At 70.0% G+C, this 12,354-nt stretch carries 12 protein-coding genes; all 12 read right to left on the bottom strand.

Annotated features, from left to right (window positions below):
• Window position 1: 1 nt before the first annotated feature.
• On the bottom strand, window positions 2-796 hold the full coding sequence (locus ACWF9G_RS00830; RefSeq protein ID WP_452512645.1) for an ESX secretion-associated protein EspG: 795 nt from the start codon (window positions 794-796) through the stop codon (window positions 2-4).
• Window positions 793-1,776, bottom strand: a complete 984-nt coding sequence (locus ACWF9G_RS00825) for a PPE domain-containing protein (RefSeq protein WP_452512643.1) — start codon at window positions 1,774-1,776, stop codon at window positions 793-795. Before ACWF9G_RS00825 ends, ACWF9G_RS00830 begins: the two co-directional genes overlap by 4 nt.
• A 24-nt stretch (window positions 1,777-1,800) precedes the next feature.
• Window positions 1,801-2,139 carry a PE family protein gene (locus ACWF9G_RS00820; protein ID WP_452512641.1) on the bottom strand — a complete coding sequence of 113 codons (339 nt, stop codon included), beginning with the start codon at window positions 2,137-2,139 and terminating at the stop codon, window positions 1,801-1,803.
• A 9-nt stretch (window positions 2,140-2,148) separates the two neighbouring features.
• Entirely contained in the window at window positions 2,149-3,396 is a 1,248-nt protein-coding gene (locus tag ACWF9G_RS00815) for a hypothetical protein (protein WP_452512639.1), read from the bottom strand.
• Entirely contained in the window at window positions 3,393-3,713 is a 321-nt protein-coding gene (locus ACWF9G_RS00810; RefSeq protein ID WP_452512637.1) for a hypothetical protein, read from the bottom strand. Before ACWF9G_RS00810 ends, ACWF9G_RS00815 begins: the two co-directional genes overlap by 4 nt.
• 113 nt (window positions 3,714-3,826) lie before the next feature.
• A complete protein-coding gene (locus ACWF9G_RS00805) occupies window positions 3,827-4,126 on the bottom strand; it encodes a YbaB/EbfC family nucleoid-associated protein (RefSeq protein ID WP_452512635.1) in 300 nt (99 codons plus the stop codon).
• Between the two features lie 24 nt (window positions 4,127-4,150).
• Window positions 4,151-4,495, bottom strand: a complete 345-nt coding sequence (locus ACWF9G_RS00800; RefSeq protein WP_452512633.1) for a hypothetical protein — start codon at window positions 4,493-4,495, stop codon at window positions 4,151-4,153.
• Between the two features lie 12 nt (window positions 4,496-4,507).
• Window positions 4,508-5,293, bottom strand: a complete 786-nt coding sequence (locus tag ACWF9G_RS00795) for an ESX secretion-associated protein EspG (RefSeq protein WP_452512631.1) — start codon at window positions 5,291-5,293, stop codon at window positions 4,508-4,510.
• Complete coding sequence (locus ACWF9G_RS00790; RefSeq protein ID WP_452512629.1) at window positions 5,290-7,185, bottom strand: hypothetical protein; 1,896 nt, start codon at window positions 7,183-7,185, stop codon at window positions 5,290-5,292. The genes ACWF9G_RS00795 and ACWF9G_RS00790 overlap by 4 nt, the downstream gene beginning before the upstream one ends.
• Window positions 7,186-7,403: 218 nt before the next feature.
• Window positions 7,404-7,697 carry a hypothetical protein gene (locus ACWF9G_RS00785; RefSeq protein WP_452512627.1) on the bottom strand — a complete coding sequence of 98 codons (294 nt, stop codon included), beginning with the start codon at window positions 7,695-7,697 and terminating at the stop codon, window positions 7,404-7,406.
• Between the two features lie 4 nt (window positions 7,698-7,701).
• On the bottom strand, window positions 7,702-9,207 hold the full coding sequence (locus ACWF9G_RS00780; RefSeq protein WP_452512626.1) for a hypothetical protein: 1,506 nt from the start codon (window positions 9,205-9,207) through the stop codon (window positions 7,702-7,704).
• 73 nt (window positions 9,208-9,280) lie between these two features.
• The gene (locus tag ACWF9G_RS00775; protein WP_452512624.1) at window positions 9,281-9,865 is read right to left on the bottom strand and encodes a hypothetical protein; all 585 of its coding nucleotides are present in this window, start codon (window positions 9,863-9,865) and stop codon (window positions 9,281-9,283) included.
• Between the last annotated feature and the right edge of the window lie 2,489 nt (window positions 9,866-12,354).

The raw sequence follows: 12,354 nt of genomic DNA, 5'->3' as shown, positions 1-12,354 counted from the left end.
TCTAACGGGGTAGCCACCTCCCCCCGGGCAACATATCGATCAGGCCCGAGATCGCTTGCGCGAGCCGGTGATCGCTACCCGGTGTCACGGTGGACCAGATCTGCTGATCCGGGGCGGTGCCGGGCGCGGCGACAATGCGCCCACGCCCGGTGTCATAGACCGCGACCGCGCCGGGCGGCCGGGTGGTTACGCCGTCGACGTGGGCACAGGCCACGATCTCGGCGTAGGCATGGCAGGACTCGAAAGCCATCGCGTACTCGGTGGCGTCGCGTCCGGTGACCCCGAGCGCGTACACGGCGTCGGCGTAGTCCGCCGACGACGTGGCCGCGGTCAGCCGGTCACCGAGTTCGGCCGACGGCGCGCTGAACTGCGCGACATCGGCAGGCTCGCAGGGACCGAGCGCGGCGGACAGCGGCCTGCGCAGCGTCTCGCCCGGCTCGTCGGCCCACACGGTGGTGATCTCGAAGCGGTCGCCTGCGCGCACAGCCAGCGCGTGCTGAGCTCCTCGGCGGGCCAGGCAGATCCGGGTCGGTCCGTGCTGTTCGTGGTAGATACGTGCGACGAGTTCGCGCTCCGGCTGAGCCAGGACGAACAGGGCGTCGGCCAGGTCGGGTAGTACGTCTCCGTAGCTGTCGAGCACGCCCGCCTCGACGAGGTTATCGGCGGCGTGCTGCTGGGCGGCCTGCCACTCGGAGTAGGACTCGTGCTGCGGGCCGACCGCGAGGACGAGCGGCAGCGTCTGGACACCCAGCCGCTCGGCCACCACCAGCAGGCCGTCGTTGGTCATCACGGTCATGCGGCACCTCCCGTCGTGGCCTGCGCGGCCGGGGCGGGGCGGTCGGGCACACCGAGCACCGCGGGTGCGGAGACGATGCCGAGGTCGGCACCGATCACATCGGCGCCCGCGTCCCCCGCCCGGTACTCCTCCGGCTCGTGCTCCTCCTCGCCGGCGAACGCCGATCCGACGGCTCCCGGCACCATCGGCACCGAACCCGCCGGGGTGGCGTGCGGAACTACCTGCGGAGCAACCGTTTCCACGACTTCGGCCGGGTCGGATGGCAGCAGGACAGGCGCGCGATAGGCGGTCTTCTCCCGCAGTGCCGCGAACCCGCCGAGCGGACCCGACCAGCCGACCGGCAGCACCGGTCCGGCAGCCGCCGCGGACGCACTCACCGGCCCCGCACCGCCCGATTGCTCGGCGGCCAGCGCGGCATCGGTGGCGAGCACCGGCGGCGCCTCGTGCTGCCACGGCGTCGACAGCGGCTCGGTCGCCGCCTCGTACGCGCGCATCACCCGCGACGCACCGGCTTTCGCGACATCGGCCGCGCCGTCGGTGTGTGCCGCGATGGCGGCCACCGGGGCACCGAGTGCGGCACCGACCTGGGCCAGCATCTGCTGTGCCTGGGTGACGGCGGCGATCTCGGCGACATCGGGCATCGCGAGTCGCGCCAGTTCGACTGCGGCGGCCTGGGTTTCCGCGCGCGAGGCGTTGATCGCGGCGGCAGTCGCCGCCTCGGTCAACCAGTCGCGCAACGCCGTGATCCGATCCAGCACCGCCTGGCTGTTCGTCGACTGCCACGCGCCCCGCAGCACGCCGAGGATCTGCTCGTATTCGAGCGCGGCGGTGCCGAAGCCGGTGGCCAGACGAGCCCAGGCCACCCCCGCCTCGGCCATCGGCAGCGCGCCGGGCCCGGTACCGAGCTCACGGGCGAGCCGATCGGGCTCACGCGCCTCCCAGACCACGCCGGTGAACCCGGGTTTCGGCGGTTCGATCATCGTCGCTGCTCCGTGCCGCCCGGATCAGGCAGCGCCACCGACGAGCGCGGTGAAGTCCTGCTCGCCTTGGGTCTCGGACTTGCCGAAGCCGGCCGCCTGGTCGCGCAGCAGCGCGGCGAGCTTGCGCAGCTCGAAGACGCCGGCGCGCCCGGTGTCCAGGTACGAGGTACCGGCACCGGTCATCGTCTCCGCGGCACGCAGCGAGACCTCATCGATCCCGGCGGGCGCGACCGCGAGCGGACGCTCACCGGCGAGCAGATCCTGTTCGAGCCGGTCGGCCAGCCCGTCGAGCCGGGCCGCAGCCGACCGCGCTGCTGTCGCGTCGAACTGCACACCGTCGAAGTCCACACCACTGCGGGTCATCACCATCTCCTACAGAGTCAGTTGCTTGTCGGGCGATGGTTCCGAGACGAGTTCAGCCGCGCCGACCACCGGCAGCGAGGCTCCGTCGAGTTCACCGACGACTTCGTCGCCGTGCTGGGCCGAGACCAGGAAGGTCGGCATGTCGCCCGCGTCGCCTGCCATCCGCGCACCGGCCATGCCCATGCCGCCCATCGGCATCATTCCGCCCGGCGACGACGTCGCGCGCACGGCGGTGGCATCGGATTCGGTTGCGGTCGAGGAATTTCCGGCACCACCTGGAAGCGAGGTGCCGCCCGTCAGCTTGGTGCCGGTCCATTGGCTCAGCGGGGCAGCGGCCGCGGCCAGCCCACCGCCGACGCCACCGATCGCACCGACCGCCCCGCCGCCGGCACCGGTCGCCGCCACCGGATCGACATCGCCGTCCACGGCGGCGATCGGCTCGACGGACTCGGTCGCCGAGGTGAACTGCTCGGCGACATCGGTCGCGCTCTGCACCGCTGTGGTCGCCAGCGACAGCAACGGCTGCAGCATCTGCATCACCTGCTGCATCGAGTCGACACCGGTCGGCGCGTCGGTCACGTCGACCTTGCGGCCCGCCGCGGTCATCTCAGCCGTATGCACGGTCAGTTCCGCCCGCGTCTTGGCCACCACGGCCAGGCCCTCGGCGATGGACTCCGCGGTGGCCGAGGCCAGGAATACCTGCCCGCCCGGCATGGCGAGGAACGGCGCCGAGGCCGCGACCATCGCCAGATACCGCGAGATGACAATGCTCATCTCGGCAGCCCCGACGCCCACCGAGGTGGCGCCACCGGCCAGTACCGCCTTCTCCTGCGCACCCTGGGTGGCCAGTTCGGCGCCGTTGGTCGCCGCCTGTCCGGCCTTCGTCGCGGCACCGGTCGCACCGGCGCCCTGCCACAGCGACGTCGCGGTCTGCAGCGCGGTGCTACCGAGCTGCATCGCGGTCTGCAAGGCGCTGGTGATGCCGGAAAGCACCTCGGTCGGGTCGGCACCGGTGCCCGAGTTGCCCAGTGCGCCGGTGCCGAAGCTGCTCGCCAGATCGGTGAGCGGCCGGAGCAGCGCCGACAGATCGATGACGGGCATGGCAGGCATATCCGGCAGCGGTGGCAGCGCGGGCAGCTGTGGCAGCGTGGGCAGGCCCATGTCCTGCAGGATCGTGGAAACAGGTTGATCGATCATCGGCGCCAGCGCGCTGCCGCGCAGCAGCTCGAGGACCGTCGGGTCGGGCTGCGAACTCACCGGAGCCCGCTGACCGCCGTGCTCAGCGCGGTACCCGAAACAGCTTCGGTCGCTTCGAGTGCGGCGGCGGCCTGATGAGCGGTCATCGCGGTCGCCGCGTGCACACCGGCCAGCTCCAGCACCGAGGAGGCGTGGTTGAACTGCGCGCCGGCGAAGGAGAACAGGAAGTCCTGGCCGATCAGCCCGAAAACCGGTGCGGCGGCGGCCACCGTAGCCGTTTGATCGAACCCGCCCGCCGCGGCCACGCTCGTCGCCATGGCCACCGCGGCGTCGCCGTATCGGCGGACCACTTCAGGTGTCGCTACGAGGTCGCTCATCGAAATCCCCGATCCTGTCATGCGTTTGGATGCAGACAATTCTGCCTACCGAGATGGGTCGGTAGGTAGGTTACTTGCAGAAACTTTGCACTTTTCTCGTGAACAAAAGGTAACTATTCTACGGCTTCTTCGTTGAATGCCGTCACCAGCTCCGCGCGTCGTGCGAAGGCGCGCCGCACCGCGATCGCCGCGGTCTCGGTGAGTCCCGCCTCGAACTCCGCCGGTGTCATCGTCGAAATCTCCTGGGTGAACTCCAGATTCACGAGGGTGCCGTTGCCGTCCACGGTGGCCGTGATCGCGCCGTCCGGCGAGGTCTCGGTGGCGCTGACGCCCGCCATGTCGTCGGCGAGGTCGCGCAGCCGGTACAGCTTGCGCCGGACACTCGCCTCGAGTTCGTCCATGGTCTCGTACATGATCTGTCCGTTCCTCCGTCTCGATCAGACCGGACGGAGCCAGCTCTCCTGCTCGGTATCGTACTCTTGCTCGTCGCTGATCTCTTGCACGGCAACCTCTTCCGTTGTCGGCAGTCCGGTCAGCGCGAGCCACTCCCGCGACATGCCCGCGGCCGCCAGCGCCTCACGTCGCGCGACGCCCGCACGGTTGGCCGCGCTGCGGCACAGCCGCAACACCTCCTGCGCGAGTTCGTCCGGCGGACGGCGCAGCTCAGCCGCGTCGATCGAGATCCCCAGCGGCAGGCCCTGTTCGGTGGTACGCACCGAAATCGCGCCGTTCCGCGTCGTCGCGGTCCACTCGGACGGGCTCGCCGGTTCGTCGGTATCCATCGTCGCCACCTCTCAGGCTCGCTCGTCCTTGATCGCCCGCACCACTTCGGCGATCCTGGCATTGATCATGCCGACCAGCCGGTTACGGTCGGCGCCGGTCGCGACCGGCGGATGCTGATCGTCGATCACGTACCGTCCGTCGTCGGCGAAGTCGCGCCAGCGCAGCACATGGCGGCTGATACCGCGCGGCCCGAAGCGGGACTTCCCCTGGATGATCGCGATCCGGCCCCGGCACGCGGCCTTCGTGGCATGGAAGGTGACCGCGCGCTGCGTGGCCGTCTCCTCGAACGTGTCGTGTACTGCCGACTGCCCGAAGCTGTAGTCCAGATCGCTGCGCTCGTCACCGGTATCGAGCGCGAGATCGGCACCGCTGCCCGCTGGTACGTCGGGCAGGGCGCGGGCCACCTCGGTCGCCAGCTCGAGCGCCGCGCATTCGGTGACGATGAACGAACTGCTGGTGAAGTAGGACCGCCCTGGCTCGGCGGTGACGACGTAACCGGTGTCACCACGCCGGGTACCGAGCACCCGGACGACTCCGTCGGCGCCGAACTCGTCGCGCTCGTCGTATCCGTTCACCTCGACCCGGATGTCCGCGTCACGCATGTCGGCGAACATCGTGTCGAGGGCGAAGCCGTGTTCCATCCGCAGCCGCTCCACCGCGAGCCTGCAGGCCCGCTGGTAGTCGACCTCGAGTTTGATGTCGGTGGTGAACATGAACGGCGCCGGGACGTGTTCCTCGTCCAGCGCGGCCCACATCGCCGCGAATTCGAGATCGCTGAATTTCCAGCGACGGTTCATCTTTCGACCACCGGCTTGGCGACGACGGGCGCCTCACCGAGAGCCTCGTCGAGATGGTCGGCCGAATCGAGGTAGTCGGCCCGCTTGTGTTCCTTTCCGCCGCCCTGCTGACCACCGGCACCCGCACCAGCGGGACCCATGCCACCCGGCATACCCGGCGAGGCCATACCCGCGAGTCCGGCCCGCCCCAGCGCGCCGGTCGGCACCGCCGCCGCGGCGCGGGGGAACAGCTTGGACGCGGCGGCACCCGCGGTGTCCTTCGGCAGTCCGGCCCCACCGAGGCCGCCACCGCCACCGCCGACACCACCACCGCCGCCGCCGCCCTTCGCGGCGTTCTTCGCCATTTCCTCCTTGGCCTTCTCCAGCGCGGACAGACCGTCCTTACCCGCGGTGGATTTGTCGGCGCCGGTGGACTTGTCGCCGGTCGAACTCGCCAGGCCCATCTGCTTGGCCGCTTCGGCGAGGCCCGACCCGGAACCGCTCGACGATCCCGATCCCGACCCCGACCCGTTGCCGCCGCTGCCGGAACCACCGCCGGAGCCGTTGCTGCCGGTGCTGCCGCCGTTGTCTTTTCGGCCGAGCCCGGACGTACCGTCGGAGGTCCCCTGCCGCCCGGAACCGTTCGATCCCGTACCGGAACCACCACTGCCCGAACGCAAGCCGGAACCGGACCCACCGCCGAAACCACCGCCGTAGCCGCCCGACGAGCCGGAACCACCGGTGCCGGAACCACCGTTCGTGCCGGTACCGTCGCCGGAGCCGTTGGTGCCCGAGCCCTCACCGGACAGTCCGCCGGTCACCGGGCTCACCGCCTCCGAGAGCAGCGGGATCGAGTTGCTCGCGGTATCGACCGCGGGCGAATACAGCCTGCTGAACGCCTCGCGGGCCAGCCCGGTCGCCTTGTTGATCTGGGCGTCTTTGTCTTCCTTGTCACCGGTCAGCTCCGCTGACGACTTCGTCGGCAGATAGCTCTGCACATTGTCCAGCCATCGGACGGTGTAGTCGACGGCCCCGCCCATGACCTTCGTGTTGTCGGCCAGCCCGACCACATCATTGGTATAGCCATCGATCGAGTTGCGTGCCTTCTGCGCGGCGGGCGAACTCCACATACCACCGGCGATCGCCTTGTCGACGGCATCGCGCAAGGCGGTGGCGTCCGTGTTCATCTGCCCGTGCATCCACGTCCACGCGCGCCCGATATCGACCACGCGTTGTTTGGAGGCGGTGAGGTTGTTGTTCATCCGGTAGAAGTCGTCGTATTCCAGACTGTTCGACGCCTCGAGATCGACGGGCGCGGTGTTGCGCTGGTCGCTCTTCTGCATTTTCGTCATGCCCTCCGTGCCGTCACCCGGGTGGATCGGCGCGGGGATGTTCATCTTGTCGGGGTCGTACGTCGCCAGCTTGTCCGACTGGGTGTTGGTCAAGCCCGGCTTGAGGAACAGCGGGGCCGACGTGGCACCCACCGTCGGCTTCGCCGACGTCACTTCGAACCCGTCGGGAGCCTTGCCCGAGACCGACTTCTTGATCCGGTTGAACGCGCCTTCGGTCGACTCGTCGCTGTCCTCGTACAGCTTGCCCGCGGTGACGAAGGTGTGACCGATCGCGGTCAGGATCTTCTTGTGCTCGGACAACCGTGTGCGCAGGGTATCGCCGGTACCGGTGACCTTGCCCTGCAACTGCAGGCTCGACAGCAGGCCGCCGAACATACCGGCGTGCTCGGCCCCCTCGCCCGCGACCTGCCAGGTGTTGGCCTCGACCAGTTCGACCATCGACAGCATCTTGCCGACCGCTTCGGTGAGCTGGCGCGCCATCTTCTCGTTGTCTATCTGGAGAGTCGATCCGCCCGATGCCATACCGAGCATCTGCTTGAACGGTGCGTCCGCGTCAGCCATCAGTCAACTCCTACCCGGCCCGGTCACGCTACCGCGCGACATCGAGCCTTCGCGTAATCCCCATAGCGCCACACCGGATCCAGTGAGAAGTCCAGTGCAGCAACGACTCAGAATCGGCGAGTCCGATCTGCAGACGATCTTCCCATGTGTCTGCTGAACATTCGACCACCTTAACGTGAATCATCACCTGCCACAGCGTGACCAAAAGCTCACGCCCGCTATTCCCCGCCGTCGGCGACCCGGCGGTTGTGCTCCTCGATCAGCCTGGCCAGCAGCGCCCGCGACTGCTCGGCGTTCGATCCGTCCAGCTGACCGGCGAAAGCGGCGCGGGCGGCGTCGATCAGCTGCTGCGAGACGATCGGGAACGCCTGCACGATATTCAGCAGGGCGTCCTCGGTTCTGGTGTCCAGACCGGTTTCGGTGCGAAGCCCGCCACCGGCTACCGCCGACGCCAGTTCGACCTCGAAGTTCAGCCGGAGCTCATCGTCTGTCGGCCGGCTCTCACGCGCCATGTCCTCAGTCCTCCACACCGTGACGCCGATGGAAGCGCCGCTCGAATTCCGGAATGTAGACCGACGGGGCGACCGAGGAGGTCGACGGCTCCAGTACCCCGTCGTCGGCCAGGTAGAAGATGGCCCGGCCGATCGCCATCTCCCCCGGGGCGACCGGCACGAACACCATCCACCCGATGCTGAGCCGATCGGCGCGCAATTCGTCGAGCGGGTACCCGGTGGTATCGGCGCCACTCGCCTCGACGTGCCTGCGGACCGCGGCGATGGCGTCGGCCTCGGGCAGTGGGTCGGGCAGCGTGAGCGCGACCCCGGCCATGGTGAGCTGCAGGAAGGCGCCGTCGATATCGAAGGCATCGGCGTCACCGAACACCTCGAGCAGCGTTTCCCTGGTCACGATCCCGATCTCGGCGGCCGAGACCAGGGTCGCGATCCTCGCCTTGGCGCGCTCGCTGGTGTCGGGACCGAGCAGACCGGCCACCACGTCGACGACGGTGTCGGAGTTCCAGACCGCGGGTACCGCCTCGGCGAGCACGTCCGAGCGGGGCGACACGCCCCGATGCCAGCTGCCGCCCTCCCACCAGTAGCAGAAGGTGAGCAAGCCGGTGCCCGCGCGCGGGTTGAGTACCTGGTCGGCGACCCAGGCGGGGGCGCCGGCGTAGTACGCGGGCATCGGGGCGCCCTCGTTGTAGACCGCGTCCAGCTCCGGTGCGTTCCAGACACCGCCGGAGAGCACGGCGCGGCCGCCCGGCAGCCGGTACAGCGTCGATCCGCTGTGTCTGCTGCCCTCGAAGAAGCCGAGCGCGGGCAGTATCCGCGGGCCCCAGGCCGATCCGACCGCGACGAACGCCGCGGCGAGCACCGCCCAGCGCGCCCACAGCGCGGGCAGGGCGGGAAAGTCGTTGTCGGAGAAGTCGGCTCGCCGCCCGGTGGCGACGTCATCGCGCGCCTGGCCCGCCGCGCGGTCGGCAGGCCGCCGCTGGCCGTCGCCACCGCGGAGCTTGGCCGCCAGCCAGATCGGTACCCGCGAACGGGGGAACAGCTCGAGGTCGACGCGATACGACTCGTCGTCGAGGGTGTGTTCCGGGGGGAAGGGCTCGTCGCCGTAGTCGTAGTCGACTTCCATCTCGCCGCGGCTGGTGAGCCGCAGCAACATCCGCCACCACGGGCCGTCGCCGAGTTCCGCCGAGACTGCCCGCAGTTGACGCACCAGCTCGCGGACGTCGTCGGTCGGCGGGATCTGCCTGCTGCGGCCCGTGTCGTCACGGAACACCACGAAGTCGAGCTGTGTCCGACCGGCCAGCACGAATGCCGCGTCGAGTTGGTGCCAGCCCTCGGGGCCGAGAGCGGCCAGGCCGATGGCGACGCCGCGGATCAATTCCTCGGCGCGCGCGACCGGATCGGGCGATTCGGTCGCGAAGCCGACATCGGGGTCCGCGCCGTCCGGTGTCACGACAGGATCAGCCGGATCGCCACTCCCGGTGTCCGCCGACTCGTCACGCGGTGTGGTCACAGCTCTCCTCATCACTTCGAACACCGATGCCGCCAATCCTGGCACACGGCGCGGACCGCTGCCCGAGGAGCGATCATCGGGTGAAGATGCGGGCGCGCCGGTCCGGGTCGGCCCACACCTCACTGATCAGTTTGCCCAGATCGAGGTCGGCGGGCAGGGCGCGATACTCCACTGCGAAGGTCTGCACGCCGTCCGTCAGCACGGTGAGCCCGGTCGTCCGCTCGGCTGGTTGCCGCCACTCGATGTCGACCCGACCGTCGAGTTCGATCGATTGGGTGCCGATCCGCAATCCCAGCCGGGTACCGCTGCGGTAGAACACCACCACCGTGTCGCCGAGCTGGCCATAGACGCCCACCGGGACCGCGCCGACGGTGTTTCCGGCCCGCAATGTGCCGGTCGCCGGGTCGAACTCGGCCGTCGTTCCGAAGCCCGCGTACGCCCGTACCAGGACCGGACCGCCGCTCTCCGTGGCGCCGCCGATGAGGTCACGGCCACGACTCGGCTCGGCGGGCCTGCGGCCGCTGTCCGGAGCCGATGGTGGTGTCGGCGGGGTCGCTGCGGTGGGCTGCTGCTGTGCCTGCTGTTGAGCTGCGGCCGGTGCGGGCGCGTTGTCGTCGATCGGCACGCTCGGGTCCGCGGCGGCCGGTCGGACATTCATCGCGGCGCCGGGGTCGGAGGCCGGGTGTGTCACCGCGGCGGATGGGGCCTCCACCGACGTCGGTGCCGGACGCCACGGGCCGTTCGGGTCGGGACCGCTCCAGCCGTCAGGCTGATTCGCCTGCCACTGCGGCGCCGGGTAGGCACCCGGCCCCTGCGCCCATGTCTGTCCGTTGTTCCACTGTGCAGGCTGGTGCTGAACCGGTTGCGCCACAGGGTTGTTTCCGCCGCGAATCCCTGTTCCGTAGGCATCGGAGCTGCGCATGTTCGCCGCATCCGAACCGGGGCTGTCGGTCTCGGTCGATCCGGTCGGTGCCCCGGAATGTCCAGGTCCGACCAGATACGGGTCGCTGCCGGTGGACGGCTGCGTGGGTCCCATCGGTTGCCATGCACCGGCGGGATAGGTCTGACTGCCCTGCCCCGGGTACGGCTGACCCGCGGACGGCCCGCCCTGCGACCCCGGCATCGAAAAGTCTTGTTGCGGAGGCATTTGTGGTCCACCCGGCATGGGCGACCACTGCCCCGGCGCCGGACCGTTCGTGTATTGCCACTCGGGGTTCGGCGCAGCACCCGACTGCTGCCACCCCGAGTTCGGCGCGGCACCTGATTGCTGGTGCCACGCGGAGCCGGGCGCTACCGGTCCAGGTGGCTGCGACCCAGGCTGCGTACTGTCGGCGATCGGCTGCCACCCGGGCTGCGGGCCCGGCGCCTGCTGCGACAGCTGCTGCGGGACAGCGTCTTCGGGCCAGCCGGTGCCCTGTTGCGCTGCAGGGTGCTGCGGCGCCTGCCAGCCAGCAGACTGCTGCGGCATCGGGTTACCCGATTGCTGGTGCCACGCAGAGTCGGATGCCATCGGCCCAGATGGCTGCCACCCGGGCTGCGCACCCGGCGCCTGCTGCGCGCCATCGCCCATCGGTTGCCACGCAGGCTGCCCGCCAGGCGCCTGCTGCCACGTCTGCTGCGGGACAGTGCCTTCGGGCCAGCCGGTACCCGGTTGCGCCCCGGGGTTCTGCGGTGCCTGCCAGCCACCAGACTGCTGCGGCATCGGGTTACCCGATTGCTGGTGCCACGCAGAGTCGGATGCCACCGGTCCGGATGGCTGCCACCCAGGCTGCGCACTGCCGGCCATCGGCTGCCACCCGGGCTGCGTGCCCGGCGCCTGCTGCGCGCCATCGCCCATCGGTTGCCACGCAGGCTGCCCACCGGGCGCCTGCTGCCACGTCTGCTGTGGGACAGCGCTTTCGGGCCAGCCGGTACCCGGTTGCGCCCCGGGGTTCTGCGGTGCCTGCCAGACAGCAGACTGCTGCGCCATCGGATTGGCCGATTGCTGCCAGTCCGGCCCCGGCCCCGGCACACCGTTCACCGACGACCAACCCGGTGACGACTGAGTTACGCCGTTTACCGGTTCCTGCGAACCAAAATGCTGCTGCGGCATCGGGTTACCCGATTGCTGCCAGCCCGGCCCCGATTCCGGCGCACCGTTCACCGACGACCAACCCGGTGACGACTGAGTCATGCCGTTCACCGGTTCCTGCCAAGCCATCGGCGCCTGCCCCCCGCTTCCGGGCTGCTGCCAGTCCGACGGCTGCTGAGTGGCTCCGTTCATCGGCTGCCACCCGGACGGCGGCGCCGAACCGTTCACCGGCTGCTGCCAGCCCTGCGGCGACTGCGCCACACCATGTCCCGGCTGCTGCCCATCGATCGGACCGACCGGACCCGGCTGCGTGGGAACCGCACCGTTCATGGGCTGCTGCCACCCTTGCGGCGGCTCGCCTGCACCGTTGCCTGTAGGGCCAAGACCCGGCTGTGTGGGGGACGCACCGTTCGATGGGGTCGGGTAGTCGGGTTGCTGCCAGCCAGTAGATGGATGGGGCGTGGGTCCCTGGTGCTGCCAGCCGGGGTGCGGGGGGAGCTGGTTACCGGGTGACGGTTGGCGGCCCTGGAACTCCTGGCTCGGGTGACCGGCGTACGGACCGTACTGGTCCGGGTACGACGGAGCGTTCCCGTTGGGGAATGGTTGCGGCGCAGCACTACCCGGCTGGTGCCAAGCAGGCGGGAATTGGCCGTTGCCGGGCGCCGGCGGTCCGGCGATGGGCGGGCCGCCCTGCCAATTCGGCAACGCGGGACCGCCGGGCTGCTGCCATGGGCCGTTCCCGGTGAACGGCGGGTATCCGCCGTTCACCTCCGGTCGCGCCAGCCACGGCGGCAGCTGCGGAAGTTCTCCCTGGCTGCCACCCGGTTGATACGGAGGCAGAACCTGACCAGGAGCACCGGGCAGCCCCGGAACCTGACCCGGCCCAGGCACACCCGGCAACCCCGGAACCTGACCCGGCCCAGGCACACCCGGCAACCCCGGACCCTGACCCGGCCCAGGCACACCCGGCAACCCCGGAACCTGACCCGGCCCAGGCACACCCGGCAACCCCGGAACCTGACCCGGCCCAGGCACACCCGGCAACCCCGGAACCTGACCCGGCCCAGGCACACCCG

This window comes from Nocardia sp. NPDC055029 (genome assembly GCF_053608525.1).
Note: the sequence above shows the minus strand (reverse complement) of the source record. Positions and strands in the feature narration are given on the sequence as shown.

Excerpts from the sequence above, each read along its gene's own strand:
- ACWF9G_RS00805 (WP_452512635.1), bottom strand. The coding sequence starts at position 4,126 with ATGTACGAGACCATGGACGAACTCGAGGCGAGTGTCCGGCGCAAGCTG.
- ACWF9G_RS00825 (WP_452512643.1), bottom strand. The coding sequence starts at position 1,776 with ATGATCGAACCGCCGAAACCCGGGTTCACCGGCGTGGTCTGGGAGGCG.
- ACWF9G_RS00790 (WP_452512629.1), bottom strand. The coding sequence starts at position 7,185 with ATGGCTGACGCGGACGCACCGTTCAAGCAGATGCTCGGTATGGCATCG.
- ACWF9G_RS00810 (WP_452512637.1), bottom strand. The coding sequence starts at position 3,713 with ATGAGCGACCTCGTAGCGACACCTGAAGTGGTCCGCCGATACGGCGAC.
- ACWF9G_RS00830 (WP_452512645.1), bottom strand. The coding sequence starts at position 796 with ATGACCGTGATGACCAACGACGGCCTGCTGGTGGTGGCCGAGCGGCTG.
- ACWF9G_RS00800 (WP_452512633.1), bottom strand. The coding sequence starts at position 4,495 with ATGGATACCGACGAACCGGCGAGCCCGTCCGAGTGGACCGCGACGACG.
- ACWF9G_RS00785 (WP_452512627.1), bottom strand. The coding sequence starts at position 7,697 with ATGGCGCGTGAGAGCCGGCCGACAGACGATGAGCTCCGGCTGAACTTC.
- ACWF9G_RS00820 (WP_452512641.1), bottom strand. The coding sequence starts at position 2,139 with ATGACCCGCAGTGGTGTGGACTTCGACGGTGTGCAGTTCGACGCGACA.
- ACWF9G_RS00795 (WP_452512631.1), bottom strand. The coding sequence starts at position 5,293 with ATGAACCGTCGCTGGAAATTCAGCGATCTCGAATTCGCGGCGATGTGG.
- ACWF9G_RS00775 (WP_452512624.1), bottom strand. The coding sequence starts at position 9,865 with ATGAATGTCCGACCGGCCGCCGCGGACCCGAGCGTGCCGATCGACGAC.